Annotated in this window: 9 protein-coding genes, 1 tRNA gene and 5 pseudogenes; 6 read left to right on the top strand and 9 right to left on the bottom strand. The window is 66.0% G+C overall.

Translation table 11 applies throughout. From position 1 onward, the window contains the following. The first annotated feature begins 54 nt into the window (after window positions 1-54). The 4 genes and pseudogenes from ABFB10_RS24275 (at window position 55) to ABFB10_RS19335 (ending at window position 7,017) form a co-directional block, all read left to right on the top strand. Window positions 55-282: a DUF192 domain-containing protein gene (locus tag ABFB10_RS24275; RefSeq protein ID WP_430523032.1), complete on the top strand. Its 228-nt coding sequence runs from the start codon at window positions 55-57 to the stop codon at window positions 280-282. A 121-nt stretch (window positions 283-403) separates the two neighbouring features. Further along, window positions 404-481, top strand: a tRNA-Pro gene (locus ABFB10_RS19345). A 203-nt stretch (window positions 482-684) separates the two neighbouring features. Beyond that, complete coding sequence (locus ABFB10_RS19340) at window positions 685-2,577, top strand: autotransporter outer membrane beta-barrel domain-containing protein (protein WP_347167738.1); 1,893 nt, start codon at window positions 685-687, stop codon at window positions 2,575-2,577. 751 nt (window positions 2,578-3,328) lie between these two features. Continuing rightward, window positions 3,329-7,017, top strand: a pseudogene (locus ABFB10_RS19335) (vitamin B12-dependent ribonucleotide reductase). 369 nt (window positions 7,018-7,386) lie between these two features. Here the strand turns inward: ABFB10_RS19335 and ABFB10_RS19330 are convergent. From ABFB10_RS19330 to ABFB10_RS19310, 5 genes and pseudogenes are all read right to left on the bottom strand, one after another. Further along, the gene (locus tag ABFB10_RS19330) at window positions 7,387-8,007 is read right to left on the bottom strand and encodes a YitT family protein (RefSeq protein ID WP_347167736.1); all 621 of its coding nucleotides are present in this window, start codon (window positions 8,005-8,007) and stop codon (window positions 7,387-7,389) included. A gap of 105 nt (window positions 8,008-8,112) precedes the next feature. Further along, window positions 8,113-9,328, bottom strand: a pseudogene (locus ABFB10_RS19325) (NADP-dependent isocitrate dehydrogenase). 388 nt (window positions 9,329-9,716) lie between these two features. Further along, window positions 9,717-10,952: a multidrug effflux MFS transporter gene (locus ABFB10_RS19320; protein ID WP_347167735.1), complete on the bottom strand. Its 1,236-nt coding sequence runs from the start codon at window positions 10,950-10,952 to the stop codon at window positions 9,717-9,719. Between the two features lie 161 nt (window positions 10,953-11,113). After that, window positions 11,114-11,755 (bottom strand): DsbA family oxidoreductase, encoded by a 642-nt coding sequence (locus ABFB10_RS19315; RefSeq protein ID WP_347167734.1) that lies wholly within the window; start codon window positions 11,753-11,755, stop codon window positions 11,114-11,116. 57 nt (window positions 11,756-11,812) lie between these two features. Further along, window positions 11,813-13,325 (bottom strand): annotated as a pseudogene (locus ABFB10_RS19310) (class I adenylate-forming enzyme family protein). Window positions 13,326-13,391: 66 nt separating this feature from the next. Here ABFB10_RS19310 and ABFB10_RS19305 point away from each other — a divergent pair. Next, entirely contained in the window at window positions 13,392-14,012 is a 621-nt protein-coding gene (locus ABFB10_RS19305) for a helix-turn-helix domain-containing protein (RefSeq protein ID WP_023850726.1), read from the top strand. Window positions 14,013-14,287: 275 nt separating this feature from the next. Then, window positions 14,288-17,759, top strand: a pseudogene (gene mfd, locus ABFB10_RS19300) (transcription-repair coupling factor). 579 nt (window positions 17,760-18,338) lie between these two features. On the opposite strand, the pseudogene ABFB10_RS19295 reads toward mfd, so the two are convergent. From ABFB10_RS19295 to ABFB10_RS19280, 4 genes and pseudogenes are all read right to left on the bottom strand, one after another. Beyond that, window positions 18,339-19,404: pseudogene (locus tag ABFB10_RS19295) on the bottom strand (methyltetrahydrofolate cobalamin methyltransferase). Then, window positions 19,401-20,063, bottom strand: coding sequence for an HAD family hydrolase (locus ABFB10_RS19290; protein WP_347167733.1), 663 nt, complete (start codon window positions 20,061-20,063; stop codon window positions 19,401-19,403). Before ABFB10_RS19290 ends, ABFB10_RS19295 begins: the two are co-directional and overlap by 4 nt. Before the next feature lie 25 nt (window positions 20,064-20,088). Further along, on the bottom strand, window positions 20,089-21,009 hold the full coding sequence (locus ABFB10_RS19285; RefSeq protein WP_347167732.1) for a methylenetetrahydrofolate reductase: 921 nt from the start codon (window positions 21,007-21,009) through the stop codon (window positions 20,089-20,091). Window positions 21,010-21,041: 32 nt separating this feature from the next. Next, window positions 21,042-21,338, bottom strand: coding sequence for a virulence factor (locus ABFB10_RS19280; RefSeq protein ID WP_347167731.1), 297 nt, complete (start codon window positions 21,336-21,338; stop codon window positions 21,042-21,044). Between the last annotated feature and the right edge of the window lie 177 nt (window positions 21,339-21,515).

Genomic DNA, 21,515 nt, shown 5'->3' with positions numbered 1-21,515 from the left:
CCAGTTTCGGCATGCTCTTCGTCTTTCCCTCGGCGCGGTACGGTTTCTTTCTGGATGAAGAACACGCTCATTCCGCTCGACATGATCTTCGCCGACCGGCACGGCGTGGTGCGGCGCGTTCACGCCATGGCGCAGCCGGGCGACCTGACGCAGATCCCGGGCGGCGACAACATCCAGTACGTGCTGGAAATCAATGGCGGGATGGCGGGCATGCTGGGGATCAAGCCCGGCAGCCAGATGCGCCACCCGGCCATTTCCGATCCGGCCTGGCGCTGCAACTGACGGGCGCGCCGTGGCAGCGCGCGCGCGCGGCGGGCTCTACAGTCTATTGCGGACCCGGGCGCAGGGCCGGGCGCTTTTGGGCTTTCCTTCGTGGTCCGCGGGCGCTAAACGCCAAGCCTGTCGGGGCGTAGCGCAGCCTGGTAGCGCGTCTGTTTTGGGTACAGAAGGTCGTGAGTTCAGAATCTCGCCGCCCCGACCATTTTCCACAGCGTCGACCCAATCCCGTGCCGCAGGCAATGTCGCCTTTTTGCGACAGGTCGCGGGGACAATTGCTACCTCCTCAAGATTCATGCGCAGGCAGATCTCTGACCGGGCTACCACAGGGGCATCTTTGAAGCGTGCCCGATTCCATTTCAGTCAGTGTTTCGGTCACAGGTACATATTTACACAGGGAGCTTTTTCATGAAGCAGCCAGTATCCCGCATTGCGCTTTGGGTGGCTATGGGCGGTTTTGTCCCCGGCATCGCGGCAGCGCAGGAAATCATCGACAACGGCACGGTCCAGCTGGGCATCAACCCGCGCGGCAACCTCGTCACCGGCGGAACCGGTCTGACCTTTCTGCCGACCGGCGGCGAGGCGCTGGCGCCGGGCTGCGCCTGTGAAGGCTGGGGCATCGCGGATCTGACCTCGGGCGCCTTCGGTATGGCCGGGCAGAGCTTCGGCTTCAGCAACATCGGCGCGGGCAGCATCGTCGCCGCCGGGACCGGCACCGACGCGGCCTCGGGCGGCGATTCGGCGATCAGCACCGTTACCGTCACCGACGGCGCCTTCGTCGTGGATGTCGAACATGACTTCTCGGCGTCGTCGTCGGACAACCTGTACCAGGTGGACGTGACCCTGCTGAACGCCGGTGCCGCCGAAATCGGCCAGCTGGTCTATCGCCGTGCGATGGACTGGGACGTGCCGCCCACGGAGTTCTCGGAATTCGTGACGATCCAGGGCTGGCCGGCCTCGCGGCTGATCGGCAGCTCTGACGACGGTTTCGTCTCGGGCAACCCGAACGTGCCGCTGACCACCATCGCCGGCGACGCGGTTCTGAACGGCAACTTCACCGACAGCGGCCCGGCGGACCATGGCGCCGCCTTCGACTTTTCCTTCGGGACGGTCGCAGCCGGAGACGAGGCCGATTTCACCATCTTCTACGGCGCCGCCGCATCCGAGGACGATGCCCTGATGGCCCTGTCGGAGGTGGGTGCCGAGGTCTATTCGCTGGGCCAGCCCAGCAGCGCCGACGGTGCCACGCTGGGCGTGCCGAACACCTTCATCTTCGGGTTCGCCGGGGTCGGCGGCACGCCGATCGGCGGCCCCCTCGGCCATGCGATCTCGCCGCTGGGCGATCTCGTCCTGATGGGGACCAACCACCACCTCGACATGGCGACGACGCGGTTCGACGCACTGTCCTTCTCGTCGCTCGACGCGGCCACCGTCTCGACTCAGGGCGACGCGCTGATGGCCTTTGGCGGGCTGAAATTCTCGCTGACCGGGCTTGGCGCAAGCGGTGAAATCGACTCGACCACCAACAACACCGGGCTGGATTACACCGCGCGCTACTTCGGCCTGAACGCCGAGTACAGCATGGGCCGGGCGGCGGGCTTCGAACGCTCGCTGATCGGCGCCAGCTTCGGCAAGGAGAGCTTTGACGCCAACCGCAAGGACGACCTTGGCTCTCTTGACGGGACGATCAAGTTCGCCTCGGTCTATGCGGCGGGGTACAATCCCAGCGGCCTGTTTGGCGACCTGCACCTGTTCCACGGCGATATCGAGATCGACCAGACCCGCCTGGGCATGCTGTCGAACTTCTCGTCCAATCCCGAGGCGGACCAGCGCGGTGCGCGCATCCGGCTGGGCTACAACTTCGGCCCCGAAGTGATCAAGATGCCGGGATCGCTTGGGTTCTACGGCGAGATCACCCGCAGCAACACCAGCTTCGACAGCTTCAGCGAAGACAACAACGGCGTGACCACCGATGCCTTCGACATCGACAGCAATATCGTCGGGATCGGCACGCGCTATGCCTACGAGGCCGCGAAGTCGAACGGCATGCTGTACGGGTACTTCGACCTCTCCGCGATGAAGGATACCATGGCGAAGGATTTCTCGGTGACCCAGACGACCGCGGGCGGCGCCAGCTTCCAGACCGCCGTTGACGGGCGGGACGATATGTTCGGCAAGGCCTCTGCCATGATCGGCTTCGACTTCAACAACGGCCTTCAGGGCCGCCTGGAAGGGCAGCGGATCTTCGGCAACGGTCGCACGGAGAATTCGGTTTCCCTCTCCGTGGGCATGGTGTTCTGACCCCGGGCCACAGTCATTTTCCAGGGCACCCCGGACGCGCTGCGCCCGGGGTGTTTTCGTTTCCAGAGACAGGCGGGCGACCGGCCCGGGCGGCGACTGACAGTGGTGCCGCTACAGGACATGGTGCCGGTTGCGCCCGCGCCATGCCGGGCCGGAACGTGGCATTGCGGCGCCGGGGGCGTGTTGTGCACAGTTTTCCGGCACCGGGTCGGAGCACCCGGGTTTTGCGGCAGAAACAGGCGTTTGCCTGAAAAGCAGGCAGGGTATTCCGAATCGCTTTTCCGGTCAGATATGTCGGTTGCCTGTGTCATTCCCGCTAGATGTGGTGCAGGACTGCCGCAGGTGCCTTTCGCAGGGATGCGCTGGCGGATGACCGGGCAGCACAAAGGGGCTGTGGATAAACCTCGGGATCAATAGGGCTTTTGGCTGGCTTTGCGGGGCCGGAACTCATCCACAGTCTGTGAGTGAATCGGAGCCCCTCACTGCCCCTAGTGGGGGCCGCACGGGTCAACACTAAATATATGGGGAAATCTCAAAAAACTTCGTTGACCTGAGGCGGTCAGATTAGCCATGTTGTGCGGGCCGGTTGGGGATGCCACTAGATGTTGTGGCACAGAGCGGCGCCAAGGACAGAGTGACACGATATCCAGCGGCGGGGACGGGCAGTTCCGCGATGCGATCGTCTTTCTGTCCTGCGCGGACCCGGGATCGGCAGGTGACTATCAGCACAGACCGCTTCAGGGGCAGCACAATGAAAATCGAGAGACAGTACACGAAGGCCGGACGGGACGCTTACGCAGGCATCTCTTTCGTCACCACGCGGTCCGAAATCCGCAACCCGGACGGTTCGACCGTCTTCGCTCTCGACAACCTCGAAGTGCCCAAAAGCTGGAGCCAGGTCGCCAGCGACGTCATCGCCCAGAAGTATTTTCGCAAGGCCGGCGTCCCGACCGAGCTGAAGCGCGTGCCCGAAGAGGGCGTGCCCGAGTTCCTGTGGCGCTCTGTCGCCGCCTCCAAGGACACGCCGCGCGTGGGCGAGACCTCGGCCCGTCAGGTCTTTGACCGTCTTGCAGGCGCCTGGGCCTACTGGGGCTGGAAGGGCGGCTACTTCACCACCGAGGCGGACGCCCGCGCCTATTACGACGAAATGCGCCACATGCTGGCCTCGCAGGTTGCTGCCCCCAACAGCCCGCAGTGGTTCAACACCGGCCTGCATTGGGCCTATGGCATCGACGGCCCCGGTCAGGGCCACTACTACGTCGACTTCCAGACCGGCAAGCTGACCCGGTCCAAGTCCGCCTACGAGCACCCGCAGCCGCATGCCTGCTTCATCCAGTCGGTTGCCGACGATCTCGTCGGCGACGGCGGCATCATGGATCTCTGGGTCCGCGAGGCGCGCCTGTTCAAATACGGCTCCGGCACCGGCACCAATTTCTCGTCTCTGCGCGCCGAGGGCGAAAGCCTGTCCGGCGGCGGCAAGTCGTCCGGCCTGATGGGGTTCCTCAAGATCGGCGACCGCGCGGCGGGCGCGATCAAGTCGGGCGGCACCACGCGCCGCGCGGCCAAGATGGTGATCTGCGATGCCGACCACCCGGACATCGAGGAATTCATCAACTGGAAGGTCAAGGAAGAGCAGAAGGTCGCCTCCATCGTCGCGGGTTCGAAGATGCACGAGAAGATGCTGAACGGCATCTTCCAGGCGATCCGCTCCTTCGACGGCACCGAGGATGGCGCCTATGACCCCAAGGTCAACGAGGCGCTGAAGGGGGCCGTGCGCGCCGCCAAGGGCGCCATGATCCCCGAGACCTACATCAAGCGCGTGCTCGACTACGCGCGCCAGGGCTATGCCTCGATCGAATTCCCGACCTATGACACCGACTGGGATTCCGAGGCCTATGCATCGGTCTCGGGCCAGAACTCCAACAACTCGATCCGCGTCACCGACGCCTTCCTGACGGCGGTCCGCGAGGGCAAGCCCTGGAGCTGATCCGCCGCACCGACGGCACGGTCGCCAAGACCGTCGACGCCAAGGAGCTGTGGGAGCAGATCGGCCATGCCGCATGGGCCTGCGCCGATCCGGGCATCCAGTTCCACGACACCGTGAACGCATGGCACACCTGCCCGCAGGACGGCGAGATCCGTGGCTCGAACCCCTGTTCCGAGTACATGTTCCTCGACGACACGGCCTGCAACCTTGCCTCGATGAACCTGCTGACCTTCCTCAAGGACGGTCACTTCGACGCCGAGCGCTACATGCATGCGACCCGCCTGTGGACGCTGACGCTGGAAATCTCGGTGACCATGGCGCAGTTCCCCTCGAAGGAAATCGCGCAGCTCAGCTACGACTTCCGCACGCTGGGCCTGGGCTATGCCAACATCGGCGGCCTCTTGATGAACATGGGGCTGGGCTATGACAGCGACGCGGGCCGCGCGCTTTGCGGTGCGCTGACAGCGATCATGACCGGCGTGTCCTACGCCACCTCCGCCGAGATCGCCGGAGAGGTCGGTGCCTTCGCCAAGTTCGAGAAGAACCGCGCCGACATGCTGCGGGTCATCCGCAACCACCGCAATGCCGCCTATGGCAGGACCGAGGGCTATGAGGGCCTCGCGGTGAAGCCGGTTGCGCTGGACCACGGCAACTGCCCGGTGCCCGCGCTGATCGACCTTGCCACCGGTGCATGGGACGAGGCGCTGGCGCTGGGGGAGAAGCACGGCTACCGCAATGCGCAGGTTTCCGTCATCGCGCCCACCGGCACCATCGGTCTGGTGATGGACTGCGACACCACCGGCATCGAGCCCGACTTCGCGCTGGTGAAGTTCAAGAAGCTCGCCGGCGGCGGCTACTTCAAGATCATCAACCGTTCGGTTCCGGCGGCACTGGAGAATCTGGGGTATGGCAGCGCCCAGATCGAAGAGATCATCTCCTATGCCGTCGGTCACCAGACGCTGGGCAATGCGCCCGGCGTCAACCACACCCGCCTGATGGCCCATGGTTTCGGCCCGGCGCAGATCGAAAAGCTCGAGGCCGCGCTGGCCACCGCCTTCGACATCCGCTTTGTCTTCAACCAGTGGACGCTGGGCGAGACCTTCTGCAAGGATACGCTGGGCATCCCGGCGGCCAAGCTGAACGACCCGACCTTTGACCTGCTGCGCCACCTGGGCTTCACCAAGGCGGAAATCGACGCGGCCAACGACCACGTCTGCGGGACCATGACGCTGGAGGGCGCGCCCTTCCTGCGCGAGGATCACCTGACGGTCTTCGACTGCGCCAACCCCTGCGGCAAGAAGGGCAAGCGCTACCTGTCAGTCGAAAGCCACATCACCATGATGGCCGCCGCGCAGAGCTTCATCTCGGGCGCCATTTCCAAGACCATCAACATGGCGAACTCGGCCTCTATCGAGGACTGCCAGAAGGCCTATGAACTGTCGTGGTCGCTGGGTGTGAAGGCCAACGCGCTGTATCGTGACGGCTCGAAGCTGTCGCAGCCGCTGGCCGCCGCGCTGGTCGAGGACGACGAAGAGGCCGCCGAGATCCTCGAAACCGGCAATGCGCAGGAAAAGGCGCAGGTGCTGGCCGAGAAGATCGTCGAGAAGATCGTCGTGAAAGAGATCATCAAGTCCGAGCGGACCAAGATGCCCGAGCGCCGCAAGGGCTATACCCAGAAGGCGATTGTCGGCGGTCACAAGGTCTATCTGCGCACCGGCGAATACCAGGACGGCAGCCTTGGCGAGATCTTCATCGACATGCACAAGGAAGGCGCGGGCTTCCGCGCGATGATGAACAACTTCGCCATCGCGGTGTCGGTGGGCCTTCAGTACGGTGTACCGCTGGAGGAGTTCGTCGACGCCTTCACCTTCACCAAGTTCGAACCGGCGGGCATGGTGCAGGGCAACGACTCGATCAAGAACGCGACCTCGATCCTCGACTACATCTTCCGCGAACTGGCGGTTTCCTACCTGGACCGCACCGACCTTGCGCATGTCAAACCCGAAGGCGCGTCCTTCGACGATCTGGGCCGGGGCGAGGAAGAGGGCGTCTCGAACGTCAAGGAACTGTCGGAAACCGCCGCGACCCGCTCGCTGGAGGTGCTGAAGCAGATCAGCTCGACCGGCTACCTGCGCAAGCGCCTGCCGCAGGAACTTGTGGTGCTTCAGGGCGGCATTCAGGGCGCGGTGGCCCTGAACAACGGCGCCGATGCGGACAGCGTGCTGAAAACGCTGGTGCCCGCCACGGCGTCGGGCCCGGTGGCGACAGCCTCGGCGGCGGTCTCAGTGTCCGGTGGATCGGGCGCGTCGGCCATGGCCATGAGCGCCGTGACCAAGGCCAAGATGCAGGGCTACGAGGGCGAATCCTGCGGCGAGTGCGGCAACTACACGCTGGTGCGCAACGGCACCTGCATGAAGTGCAACACCTGCGGCGGCACCTCGGGCTGTAGCTGAGGCAGGGTCGGGCAGGGGCCACGGTGATCCGGGCGCCGAGGCCGCGGCCCATGGCGCAGGCCCGCCGGGCCTGAGCGCCGCCCATACGGAACTTGCGCTCACCGGTGGCGCAACAGGGGGTCCGGCCCGAGACCTGTCGGCCCGGCCCCCGACGAACAGGGTGGGGGCGGAGGGCCTGTCCTTGCCCATCCTCGCACGGGGCCGGTGCGCTGGCCCTGACGCGGACAAGGACGCAGGCAGACAACCGTCACGGGCAGTGAATCACACGAGCCTTGTCAGCGAGACTACGGGGTCCCCGCCGGGGGCCCTTTTTCGTGCCAAGCGGCGCAGCGGCCCGGCGTCACGCGGCGGGGTCTTGGCGGTGAGGCCTCAGGACCGGGCGATATAGCGGTCGCGGCGGTGGTTCACGGTGATCATGACATTCAGGATCACCGCGCCCAGAAGCGACCAGAGCACCGTTTGCCAGTCGAAGAGGAAGGCCGCGAGGGTGAAGACGCCCAGATCGAAGACAAGCTGCACGTTGCCCGCGCGGATGCCGCGCGAGTCCTGCAACCACAGCGCCACCACGCCCACGCCGCCCAGCGTCGCCCCGTGCCGGAACAGCACGATCAGCCCGATGCCGCCCAGCACGCCGAAGAGGGTCGCGGCGATGGCCGGGTGCAGCGGGTCCAGCGTCAGGACAGAGGGCAGGGCGTCCGCCATGGCCGACATGATGGTGACCGCGGCAAAGCTCTTCAGCGTGAAACGCAGGCCCATCTGCCTCAGCGCCAGCAGGTAGAAGGGCAGGTTCAGGACAAAGAAGACCGCGCCGAAGGACCAGCCCGAGACGTAGGATCCAAGCAGCGACAGGCCCGCGATCTGGCCGGTGATCAGGTCTTCGGTGCGCAGGAACTGCACCGACAGCGCCATGATCACGCAGCCCACGGCAAGCCCCAGCGCATCTTCCCAGAGGCTGTGGCGGTCGGCGGGTGGGGTAGAGAGCAGCGTCATGGCGTCTCTATCCAGCCAAGCGGCGCGGGGCGCAAGGGCGCAGGCGCCCGGATTCTCCTGAAACCGCTGGGGTACAGAATACGCCCGGGCCCCGCGCGTGCCTGCCTAGCCGTTCAGTGCCTTGTTCAGGTTCTCGTCGATCTTCTCGAGAAAGCCCATGGTGGTCAGCCAGCCCTGATCCGGGCCGACCAGCAGCGCCAGGTCCTTGGTCATGTGCCCCGATTCCACCGTCTCGACGATCACCCGTTCCAGCGTTTCGGCAAAGGCGCGCAGGGCCACGTTCTCGTCCAGCTTGGCGCGGTGCTTCAGCCCACCGGTCCAGGCATAGATCGAGGCCACCGAGTTCGTGGAGGTGGACTCGCCCCGCTGGTGCTGGCGGTAGTGGCGGGTGACCGTGCCATGGGCGGCCTCGGCCTCGACGATCCTGCCGTCGGGCGTCATCAGCTGCGAGGTCATCATGCCGAGGCTGCCGAAGCCCTGCGCCACGGTGTCGGACTGCACGTCGCCGTCGTAGTTCTTGCAGGCCCAGACGAACTTGCCGTTCCACTTCAGCGCGCAGGCGACCATGTCGTCGATCAGCCGGTGTTCGTACCAGATGCCCTTTTCCTTGAACTGCGCTTCGAACTCCGCCTCGAAGACCTCCTGAAAGAGATCCTTGAAGCGCCCGTCATAGGCCTTGAGGATGGTGTTCTTGGTGGACAGGTAGACCGGCCAGCCAAGGGTCAGCCCGTAGTTCAGCGAGGCGCGGGCAAAGTCGCGGATCGACTCGTCCTGATTGTACATGCCCATGTAGACGCCCGCGTCGGGGGCATCGTAGACCTCGCGCTCGATCACCTCGCCGTTCGCGCCTTCCCATTTCATCGTCAGCTTGCCCGCCGAGGGGAAGTGGAAATCGGTGGCCTTGTACTGATCGCCGAAGGCGTGGCGGCTCGACGACGATGGGCGCGGTCCAGCCCGGCACCAGGCGCGGCACGTTGCGGCAGATGATCGGCTGCCGGAAGACCACGCCGCCGAGGATGTTGCGGATCGTGCCGTTGGGCGATTTCCACATCTTCTTGAGGCCGAATTCCTCGACCCGCTGTTCGTCCGGCGTGATGGTCGCGCACTTAACCGCGACGCCGACCTCTTTGGTCTTCTCGGCGGCGTCGATGGTGATCTGGTCCTCTGTCCGGTCCCGCTCTTCTATGCCGAGATCGTAATAGAGCAGGTCGATGTCGAGATAGGGCAGGATCAGCTTCTGCTTGATGAAATCCCACATGATGCGGGTCATCTCGTCGCCATCCATCTCGACGATGGGGTTGTCCACCTTGATGCGGGTCATGAAGACTCCCTTGCTCTGCTTGGTTGGGCCCGCTCCTGCCATAGCGCAAAAACCGCGCATCGGGAATATGGTATGCCGTTGTATACCGCTGTCGCGCCACTGAATGGGCGGTATGTGCACCACCAGCCTGCCCGATGCCCCCTAAGGAAACACTTTCGAAACGGGGTTTTGTCTTGCGGATTTGAGAATAAACAATTCGAGACCTGGGAAAGGCGAAACCGTCCCGGTTCCATGGCCGGACTGTCGGACATGGAGAAAGAGATATCCTTGCGGGGCTGTTGCCCTGCGCGGGTGCGCCATGGCGTCGATGCCACGGCACTGGTGCAGGACATCCGCAAGCGACACCCCCGGCCCGGCGGACCGGGGGCAAGCGGCGCTCAGGCCGCTCTCAGGCTTCTACGGCCTGCTCGATGCGGCGCAGGCGCGCCATGGTCAGTTGCGCGCAGATGGCGAAGAGGAAGGCGCCCGCCACCAGCGGCAGCGGCGTGCCGTCGAACAGCAGCCCGACCGGCACCGCAAGCACCACCGCGATCACCGTCGACACGGCGCCGATGATCGAAGCGGCCATGCCGGCGATATGCCCCATGGGCTCCATGCCGATGGCGTTCAGGTTCCCGATGGTCATGCCCATCTGGTAGAACAGCAGCAGTTGCCAGATGATGAAGACAACGAAGAGGCCGGTGCCCGACACGCCGCTGGCGATCAGTGCCGTGGCCACGGCGCTGGCGGCGATCTGAACCCAGAGCATCGTGGTCACAAGGCTGCGCATCCCCAGCCGCATGACCAGCCGGGCGTTCAGATAGCTGCTGGATGCGCCGATGATCGCGGTCAGCCCGAACCACAGCGGAAAGCTGTCGGCCCGGCCCAGTGCGGTCTCGTAGATCGGCTGGATCGTCGAAATGGTGGCGATCAGCATCGCGAAAATGAAGGCCTGCGCGAGGATCGACAGACGCACCACCGGATGCGCCATCATCTCGCGGATCGCCGCCCCGAGGGCGTTCAGGCGGAACGGACGGCGATGGGTCTCCGGCAGCGTTTCCGGCAGGCGGAGGGTGAACCAGATCGCACCCACCGCCGAGAACAGCGCGAAGGCATAGAAGACCGAGTGCCAACCGGCGGCGGCGATCAGAACCGCACCGATCGAGGGGGCGAGCGCCGGGACCAGCGTGAAGACCATCATGACGAAGGACATGATCTGCGCCATGGCCCGCCCCGAATAGAGGTCGCGGACGATCGCAATCGCCACGACCCGGGGACCGGCGGCGCCCAGACCCTGAAGCAGGCGCGCGGCCAGCAGCACCTCGAGCGTTTCGGCCTGCGTGGCCATCAGCGCGCCAGCAATGTACAGCACGGCGCCGACCAGCACGATGGGCTTGCGCCCGAAGGTGTCGGACAAGGGCCCGGTGAAGAAGGTGCCCAGGCCCATGCCCAGCATGAACATCGTCACCACCAGCTGCACCTTGTTGGGCGCCTCGGGGCTGAGCGCGGCGGTCAGCTCGGGCAGGGCGGGCAGCATGGCGTCGATGGAAAAGGCAATCGTGGCAAAGAGCATTGCCAGAAGCGCGATCAATTCCGCACGGCCCGGAAGGCCGTCGGGCGCGACGGTGTCATGTGCAGGGGTCATGGGAACCTCAAAGGGGAAATTGCCCCCGGGACGAGGCAAAAAGCGTTTACCCTTCGACCTATCAAGGCCCGGCGCCCTTGGCCAGAGCACGGGCCGGGTTATCCCTTCGATCCTCTGTGCGCTGGCGCAGGGTGATCCCGCCGTCCGGGCGAAGAGCGTGCCTAGCCCGCCCGAGTGGCGGCGGCAATCTCGGCAATGACCTGCGCCCAAAGCTCGGGCGGCTGGGCCCCGGGCACCGCGTGGCGCTTGCCGACCACGAAGGTCGGGACAGAGGTCACGCCCATGCCGCGCGCCGCCGCGTCCCGCTCGACGATCTCCTGCCGGTCCTGATCGGTGCTCAGAAGCCGCAGCACGAGGCTGGCGTCCAGCCCGGCGCCATCGGCCAGGTCGGCGAGGGTCTCGACATCGCCGATATCTCGGCCCTCGACGAAATAGGCCCGGAACAGCGCCGAGACCACGGCGGTCTGCACCCCCTCGATCTCGGCCCAGTGGATCAGCCGGTGCGCGTTCACCGTGTTGGGCGTGACCTTGATGCGGTCGAGGTTGATCTCGACACCGGCCTTCTCGGCGTGCTCCAGCACCGGCGTGTAAGCCTTGACCGCCCCGTCCTGACCGCCGAACTTCTCTTCCAGATACTGGCGCCGGTCCATGCCGCCCGCGGGCATCGCCGGGTTCAGCATGAAGGGCAGCCAGCGGATGCGGAACGGGTGATCGGGATGATCCAGCAGCGCGCGGTCTAGATTGGCCTTGCCGATGTAGCACCAAGGACAGATCGGATCGGAAAAGATGTCGAGTTGTGTCATTGCGGGAGCTCCCTTTCCCTCAGCCTTACCAAGCGGCGCGTGGAATGGCGACAGGGCTCAGCCCGGCGCGTGGTCGCGCAGCGCCCTGCGGATGACCTTGCCGTTGGCGTTGCGGGGCAGCGCCTCGACCCGGATGAAGCTGCGCGGGCATTTGTAGCGGGCCAGCCGCGTGGCGGCCTCGGCCTTCAGCGCCTCTTCGTCCAGCGCCTCGGGCGCGGTGTAGAAGGCGGCGACCACGCGCACATCGGCCTTCACGGCGATGTCGGTCACCGCCAGTTCCGTCACACCCGGCAGGTCCGCCAGCGCCGCCTCGACCTCGGCGGGCGAGACACGGTAGCCACCGGCGTTCATCATGTCGTCGCCGCGCCCCAGGTAGGTGACGCGGTCGTCCTCGTCCATCTGGCCGTGGTCGCCGGTCAGGAACCAGCCCCCGCGAAAGCGCGCCTGCGTGGCCTCGGGCGCACCCACATAGCCCAGCATCAACCCCGGATCGCTGCGGTCGATGGCAATCTGGCCGGGGGTGCCGCGCGGGACCGGCTGGCCGTCCTCGCCGAGGATGGCGATGCGGCGGCCCTGCTGGGGCCGCCCGAGATGCGCGGCCCCGACCGGGCGGGCGGGCGCGCCCGAGATGAAGGTCGAACATTCGGACATGCCGAAGGCCTCGTAGATCTCGGTGCCGGTGGCTGCGCGCCATGCCTCGAGGATGGCGGGCGACAGCTTCTCTCCGGCGGCGAGGCCGTGGCGCAGACGGGGCATGGGGGCCAGCGGCGCCTTGAGCAACTGCCGGTAGACGCCCGGCGCGGCGGCCAACAGGGTGGCATCGTTGCGCTTCATCAACAGGCCCAGCTGCGCCGGGTCGGTACCGGCGGCGGGGATCAGCGCCGTTGCGCCGCGCGTCCGAGGGATCCATCAGGCCGGTGCCCAGCGTGAAGGTCCAGTTGAAGGCCCCGGCATGCAACAGCCGGTCCTCCGGGGTCAGGCCGTACCAGCCCTCCATCATCATCTGCCGCGCCCAGATCGCGCGATGGGCATGGCCCACGGCGCGCGGCGTGCCAGAGGTGCCGGAGGTCATGACGATATAGGCAAGGCGGTCGGGATCGCCCAGAGCGTAGTCGGCGGGCGGCAGATCGTGCCAGCCCCGGAAGGTGTCGGTGTCGAAACAGGGCAGGTCGGTCGGCGGACAGGGAACGTCTTGTGCACGCAGCACGGCCTGCGGCGCCAGATGCGCGATGATGGCAGAGACTTCCGGCGCGGTCAGCTGCGACGAGGTCGGGATCGGCACGATCCCGGCGGTGATCGCCCCAAGGTAGGCGATGGGGAAGTCGACGGTGTTTCCCAGCCGCATCAGCAGGCGGTCGCCGGGCTTCAGCCCCTGTTGCAGGAGGCCGGTGGCGGTGCCGCGCACCGCTGCCTCGATCCGCGCGTAGGACCAGCGTTGCGCGCCGGTGGGCTTCAGGACCGCAAGGGCAATCTTGTCGGGCGTCCGGGGCGCGGCGCCCAGAACGTGCCGGGCAAGGTTGAAGGGCGCGGGGCAGGGCGCAAAGGGCCCCTGATCGAAGATCGACAGCATGCCAGTGGATTAGGCCGCGCCGGGTGGACTTGCAAGCTCCGGGGCACGGACCTATAGGCAATCCCCATGACGCAGGACCCTAAATCGCTGATCCGCATCGCCCGCGAGAGTGGCGAAGAAGGGCAAGCCGAACCGCTGGACCTTGGCAGCCGCGTGCGCGCCCTGCGCAAAGAGCGGAACTGGACGCTGGAGCAGGCGGCGAAGCAGGCCGGGCTTGCGCGCTCGACCCTGTCGAAGATCGAGAACGGACAGATGTCCCCGACCTACGAGGCGCTGAAGAAGCTGGCGCTGGGTCTGGAAATCTCTGTGCCGCAGCTGTTCACCGCGCCCCGGCAGGACAAGGTGACGGGCCGGATGACGGTCACGCGCGGGGAAGAGGGCCAGCATCAGGTCACGACCACCTATGAGCATACGCTGCTGGCGGAAACCCTGACCCGCAAGAAGATGCTGCCCTATCGCGCCCGCGTGCGCGCGCGGTCGATGGAAGAGTTCGACGGCTGGGTCCGTCACGACGGCGAGGAATTCCTCTACGTCCTGACCGGCGTCGTCCGGCTTTACACCGAGTTCTACGAACCGGTCGAGATGAAGCGCGGCGACAGCGCCTATTACGACGCGACCATGGGCCATAACGTCGTCTCGCTCTCTCCCGAGGATGCGACGATCCTCTGGGTCACATCGCTGTCCTGAGAAGGGGCCGCCGGACCGCTTTGCAGCGCTTGAGGGCGGCGTGATGCGGGAAGCGGTCGTTTCCCTGCGCAGGGTGCTCTGACAGGGGCGGCGTGCCGCGGGGTTCAGCCGAGCATGGTCCGTTTGCGCTCTGGAGTTTGCCGGGTGACAGGATGCGCGCGGCCCCGCCTTGCCCATTGCCCTGATCGCCCTGCTGTCCCTGCAAAGCCACCGTCCCCCGGGCGGGCATGCCGGAACAGGTTGACCCCGGCGTGGACACGGGCCATTTCCCTGCCATGTCCACGCAGAAGATCACAATCGGGGGCGCCCCCGAAGGCTTTGACGCGCAGCTTGTCCTGCGCGAGGTTGCCCGTGCCGAGGGCCCGGTTGTCCATATTGCCCGCGACGACAAGCGCCTTGCCGCCATGCGCGATGCGCTGGCCTTCTTCGCGCCCGACATGCCGGTGGTGGTCTTCCCGGCGTGGGATTGCCTGCCCTATGACCGGGTCTCGCCGAACGCCGATATTTCCGCCACGCGCATGGCGACGCTTGCGGCGCTGGTGCACGGCATGCCGTCGCGGTACATCCTGCTGACCACGCTTTCGGCGGCGATGCAGCGCCTGCCCGCCCGCGCGGTCCTGCGCGAGGCCGCCTTTGCCGCCCGCGTCGGCGACAGGGTGGATGAGGAAGCCCTGCGCAAGTTTTTGGTACGCATGGGTTTTTCTCAGGCGCCCACGGTGACGGAGCCGGGCGATTACGCGGTGCGCGGCGGGATCGTCGACATCTTCCCGCCGGGCGATCTGGGGCCGGTGCGGCTGGATTTCTTCGGAGATGTGCTGGACGGCGCGCGGCGCTTCGACCCGGCCTCGCAGCGCACCACCGAAACGCTGGAGATGGTCGAGCTGGCGCCGGTCTCCGAGGTGATCCTCGACGATGCGGCCATCACGCGCTTCCGCCAGAACTACCGGATCGAGTTCGGCGCCGCAGGCACCGACGATCCGCTGTACGAGGCGGTCAGCGCGGGCCGCAAACATGCCGGGATCGAGCATTGGCTGCCGTTCTTCCATGAAGAACTGGAAACGCTCTTCGACTACCTGCCCGGCGTGCCGGTGCTGATGGACGACCAGACCAGCGCCGCGCGGCTGTCGCGGTGGGAAGGGATCGCCGACCAATACGGCACGCGCAAACATGCGCTGAGCCAGAAAAAGACACTTGGATCAACGGTCTACAAGCCGATCCCGCCAGAGCTTCTGTATCTGGACGACGCCGCACTGGGACAGCGCGCTTGCGGACCGCCGTCAGGTGGCCTTCAACCCGCTGCCGCAGGCTTCGGGCCCCGGTGTGACGGATGCGGGCGGGCGCATCGGGCGCAATTTCTCGCCCGAGAGGCAGCAGGAAAACCTTAGCCTTTTCGGCGCCTTGGCGCAGCATGTTCAGGCAAAGATGCAGGACGGGCCGGTGGTCGTGGCCTCCTATTCCGAAGGCGCACGGGAACGGCTGTCCGGGCTGATCGAGGACGAGGGGCTGGCCGAGGCCATCCCGATCCCGCATGGCGGGCGGATCGGCAAACAGGGTCTTCACCTTGCGGTCTGGGCTCTGGAAGCGGGGTTCGAGGCGCCCTGGCAGGACGACCGGCGCATCACGGTGATCTCGGAACAGGACGTGCTGGGCGACCGGCTGATCCGGCAGCCCAAGAAACGCCGCCGCGCCGAGAACTTCCTGACAGAGACGCAAAGCCTGACGCCGGGCGATCTTGTGGTCCACGTCGACCACGGGATCGGGCGCTACATGGGGCTGGAGGTGGTGACCGCCGCCGGTGCCGCGCATGAATGTATCCTGCTGGAATATGCTGAGGCGTCAAAGCTTTACCTGCCGGTCGAGAATATCGAGCTGCTGTCGAAATACGGCCACGAAGAGGGGCTGCTGGACAAGCTCGGCGGCGGCGCATGGCAGGCCAAGAAGGCCGTGCTGAAGGAACGCATCCGCGAGATGGCGGACCGGCTGATCCGCATTGCCGCCGAGCGCGCGCTGCGCAAGGCGCCGATCATGGACCCGCCGCCGGGCAGCTACGAGAGCTTTGCGGCACGGTTCCCCTATAGCGAAACCGACGACCAGCTTGGCGCCATCGACGACGTGATGACCGACATGCATTCCGGTCAGCCGATGGATCGCCTGATCTGCGGCGACGTGGGCTTTGGCAAGACAGAGGTCGCCATGCGCGCGGCCTTCGTTGCCGCCATGTCCGGCGTGCAGGTGGCGGTGATCGCGCCGACGACACTGCTGGCGCGGCAGCACTACAAATCCTTCGCGGACCGGTTCCGGGGTTTTCCCGTGCAGGTGGCGCCCCTGTCGCGCTTTGTCGGCACGAAACAGGCCGCTGCGACGCGCGACGGCATTTCCAAGGGCACCGTCGATATCGCCGTGGGCACCCATGCGCTGCTGGCCAAGGGCATCCGGTTCCAGAACCTCGGCCTGCTGATCATCGACGAGGAACAGCACTTCGGCGTGCAGCACAAGGAGCGGCTGAAGCAGCTGCGTTCGGACATTCACGTGTTGACGCTGACCGCGACGCCCATCCCGCGCACCCTGCAACTGTCGCTGACCGGCGTGCGCGACCTGTCGATCATCGGCACGCCCCCGGTCGACCGCCTGGCGATCCGCACCTATGTCAGCGAGTTCGACGCCGTCACCCTGCGCGAGGCGCTGCTGCGCGAGCATTTCCGCGGCGGGCAGAGCTTCTTCGTGGTGCCGCGGCTGACGGACCTGCCGGACATCGAGCAATTCCTGCGCGATCAGGTGCCCGAGGTCAGCTTTGTCGTCGCCCATGGCCAGATGGCGGCGGGCGATCTCGACGAGCGGATGAACGCTTTTTACGACGGCAAATACGACGTGCTTCTGGCCACGACCATCGTGGAATCCGGGCTGGATATTCCCACCGCCAACACCATGATTGTGCATCGCGCCGACATGTTCGGCCTGTCGCAGCTTTACCAGATCCGTGGGCGGGTGGGGCGGTCGAAGACCCGGGCCTATTGCTACCTGACCACGAAGCCACGGGTGAAACTGACGCCGCAGGCGGAAAAGCGGCTGCGGGTGCTGGGGGCCATCGACACGCTGGGCGCGGGCTTCTCGCTGGCCTCGCAGGATCTGGATATTCGCGGCGCGGGCAACCTGCTGGGCGAGGAACAGTCCGGCCAGATGCGCGACGTCGGTTACGAGTTGTACCAGTCCATGCTGGAAGAGGCGATTGCCAAGATCCGCTCTGGCCAGATGGAGGGTCTGACAGAGGACGACGGCCAGTGGGCGCCGCAGATCAACCTTGGCGTGCCGGTGCTGATCCCCGAGAATTACGTGCCGGATCTCGACGTGCGGCTGGGTCTCTATCGCCGCCTCTCGGGCCTGACCACCAAGGTCGAGCTGGAAGGCTTCGCCGCCGAACTGATCGACCGCTTTGGAAAATTGCCGCGCGAGGTCAATACCTTGCTGCTCGTTGTTCGCATCAAGGCGATGTGCAAGAAGGCGGGGATTGCCAAGCTGGACGGCGGGCCGAAGGGCGCGACGATCCAGTTCCACCAGAACAAGTTCGCCTCTCCCGAGGGACTGGTGACCTTCATCAAGGCGCAGGACGGGCTGGCCAAGATCAAGGGCGACAAGATCGTCATCCGCCGCGACTGGCCGCGCGACAAGGACAAGATCCAGGGCGCCTTCGCCATCGCCCGCGACCTTGCGGAACAGGCGGGCGCGGTGAAGAAGAAGGCAAAGGCCTGAGGCGGATTTCGCCTTGCACTGTCGGGGGGCTTGGTTGTCCATTACCGGGCGCCGCGCGTCGACGGGTGCCAAGGTCCGGCACGGTTGCGGCGCAGGCAAAGGCCTTCCCTGAGACACGTTCAGGTTGTGTTTGACGGCGTTCAATCCGGCCTAAGCCCGGGTTGGATGCTCAGCGCCGCGCGGCGGCACGCTGTGGACCGTCGCCCTATAAAGCCTTCAGGCGGCGTGATTTTCAGGCGGAGGGAAGGCAGTGGAAAAGCGCCCGCTGTGGTTCTGGAAAACGGAATTTTCAGAAAGACCCTATCAACGCCTCAATTGAGACACAGAATTGTCCAAGATTGATTCAACCATTGGGAGAAATCGGGCGCAGCGAGTTTCGCGCCGACGATATCCGGCACTGGCGCCCGAAAGTGATCGCGTCGGCTCTGGAGGCAAGGGCCGGACAAGGCGCCCGTGACGCTGACGGTCTACAGCGCGGACCGCCCGGTCCGGCTGGAGCAGTCAAATCTTACCCTGGGTGGGGGCCCGGGAAAGACGGCGCCCGGTTCCTTCGACAAGGGGGAACCGGGCGCCGATCTCTCAGGCGCGGCGGCGGCGTCCACCGGCGCGGCGACCACCGGCCTCTCCGGCGGGCTTGTTGAAGGCGATCCAGTTGCCGCCGCCAGCGTCCTGATTCATCAGGAAATTCGCGGCGCGGATGGCCTCCATTTCCTTGCCGGGACGCGCTCTGGTCGACCCCATGCCGAAGAGGCTCACGAAGGTTTCGTCGTCCATGTCCGGCGGCAGCATGACGCCCGCCGCCTCGACCGCCGCGCGCTTTTCGGCGATGGCCTTGGGGCCGACGGGCAGGGCAACCGGGTTCATGATCGCGGACGTCATGCCCGCACCCATGGCCATGGGCAGGAAGGCGTTGTTGATGCCGTGGCGGTTCGGCAGCCCGAAAGAGATGTTGGACGCGCCGCAGGTGGTGTTCACGCCCAGTTCCTCGCGCAACCGGCGGACCAGCGTGAAGACCTGAAGACCGGCGCTGCCCATGGCCCCCACCGGCATGACCAGCGGGTCGACCACGATGTCATGCGCGGGGATGCCGAAATCGGCGGCGCGCTCGACGATCTTCCCGGCGACGGCAAAGCGGACCTCGGGGTCTTCGCTGATCCCGGTGTCGTCGTTCGAGATCGCCACCACCGGCACGTTGTATTTCTTGACCAGCGGCAGGACCAGTTCCAGCCGCTCTTCCTCTCCGGTGACCGAGTTCAGAAGCGGGCGGCCCTCGGCGGCGGCAAGGCCGTTTTCCAGCGCGCCCGGCACCGAGCTGTCGATGCACAGCGGCACGTCAACCACCGCCTGCACCTTTTCCACCAGCTGCCGCATCAGGTCCGGCTCGACGAAGTTGTTGTCGGCGTAGCGTGGGTCCTCGGCCATCTTGTTGGAAAAGACGGCGCCGGAATTGATGTCCAGCACCGTGGCCCCGGCGGCGACCTGCGCCAGCGCGTCGGCCTCGACCCGGCTGAAATCGCCCCGCTCCAGCTCTTCGTTCAGGATCTTGCGGTACGGTCGGGTTGATCCGCTCTCCGATCACGCAGAAGGGCTGGTCGAAGCCGATGATCGCGGTCTTGGTCTTCGACTCGACGATGGTGCGGGTCATTGGGCGGGCTCCTCCGTGAAGCGCTTCAGGACATCCTCGAGCGCGGGGTCTGTGTAATCTTCAAGCGTCGCGGCGGCGCCCGCCGCGCGCAGGGTGGCGTCATCGGCAGAGGACCGGATGCCCACGGCGTAGGCGCCGCTGGCGGCGCCAGCCATCATGCCCGAGGGGCTGTCCTCGAAGGCGATGCAATCGCCGGGCGCGACGTCTAACTGCTTCATCGCTTCAAGATAGGGGTCCGGCGCGGGCTTGCCGCGCGCGCATTCGTCGCCGATCACCAGAACCTCGAACCGCGCTTTCAGGCCGATCGCCGAGAGCATGTGCTCGGCGTTCACGCGCGGCGCATTCGTCACCACGGCGACCTTCCAGCCAGAGGCCGCGGCCCGGTCCAGCAGGGCGACAGCGCCCGGCATCGGCGGGTGGCCGTCATCCAGCCGCTCGCGAAAGCGCGCTTCTTTCTGGTCCGACAGGGCGACGGCGTCCTCGCCGGGGAAGAGATGCGGAAAGGTTTCCAGATTATGCGTGCCGTGGATCTTCTCGTAGTAGAAGGCCTCGTCGATGGTACGTCCGCGCTCTTCGAACATCTCCATGAAGACCTGAACGTGCAGCGGATCGGAATGCAGCAAGGTGCCGTCGAGATCGAAAAGAAGTGCCTTGCCCATGTTTGTCCCTGCGTCCCTTGTGATGTCAGCCGTTGGCGGGGCGGCCCGAGGCGCCGCCGTTCTGGATGGTCCAGTCCGCCGTGGCATTGATACCGCCGAGGGGAAAGAAGTGCACGCGCTCGATGTTGAAACCGGGGTTCGCCGCCTTGTGCGCGGCCAGCCGGGTCAGCACCTCGGTGGGCTCGTAGGGCAGCAGCAGCTTGGTCACATCCATGGCGCGCTTTTGCAGAACCTTGAGCGAGGGGCCGACGCCGCAGGCGATGGCGAACTTGATCAGGGTCTGCAGCTTGGCCGGGCCCGCGATGCCGATGTGGATCGGCAGGTCGATGCCCTCGGCCTTCAGGCGGTCGGCCCATGCGATGATCGGATCGGCGTCAAAGGCGAACTGCGTGGCCAGCGCCATCTTGGCGTCGGTGCGCTCCGCAAAGGCCTGCTTCCAGCGCAGCGCCTCCATCACCGCCGCGTCGCCGCCGTCGGGGTCGATGTCGCGGTTGCCCTCGGGGTGGCCGGCCACATGCAGGCGGGTGAAGCCGTATTTGTCGAAAAGCCCGGTCTCCATCAGTTGCATGGAGGAGTGGAACTGCCCATGCGGCTCGGACACGCCACCGGCCAGCAGCAGCGCCTGTTTCACGCCCGCTGCGTCGCGGTACATCTGCAGCCAATGCTCCAGCGTGGCGGCATCGGGGATGATGCGCGCGGGCAGGTGCGGCATGACGGCATAGCCCTCATTGGCGAGGCGCGCGGCGGTGGCGACCATGTCCTCGATCGGGGTGCCGTCGATATGGGCGATGTAGACCCGCGTGCCCTCGGGCAGCAGATCGCGGAACGAGCTGACCTTGGCCGCGGTGCGCGGCATGACCTCGATGGAATACCCATCCAGGAAGGCCTCGAGCGCGGCGCTGCCGGGCTGGTGCGTTTCGCGCTTGCGGAAGTTCAGCAGGGCCATGAGTCTCTCCTTCAGGGTCATCGGGGCGATGGTCAGGCGTGGCCGCCGTTGGCGATCAGCGCCTTCAGGCGGTCGCTGTCGTATTCGCTGTCGAGGCGGGTGGCCTCGGCTTTGGCGGCCTCGTCGGGATCGCCCTCGACCGTGCCGGAGGCGACCTTGCGCCATTCGGCGAGGTAGTCGTCGGTCCCGGCAGCGCCGGATTTCATCGCGGCGCGGTCGATGGCCTGCTCGAACCGCTCGGGCAGCTGCACCTTGGACCCGCGACGGCCCTTGCCGACGATGACCTGCGCCGGGATGTCGCGCCAGTAGACGATGGTGAGTTCTGCCATGGGGCTGATTCCGTTCCTGCTTGCACCGCTGTTTAGCGGCGCGGCGCGCGGCGTCTGTGTCGGATTTCGACCCCTGCGGTGCCGCGAGCGACAGCAGGCCGCCCAAGGTCGGGCCAGGCCACTGTTTGCCGGAACCCGGGAAATCGTAAGGGGGAGGCCGCATCGTTCTGCGACAGC

It is taken from the genome of Ponticoccus litoralis, assembly GCF_039769985.1.
Taxonomy (GTDB): Bacteria; Pseudomonadota; Alphaproteobacteria; order Rhodobacterales; family Rhodobacteraceae; genus Ponticoccus; species Ponticoccus litoralis.
Note: the sequence above shows the minus strand (reverse complement) of the source record. Positions and strands in the feature narration are given on the sequence as shown.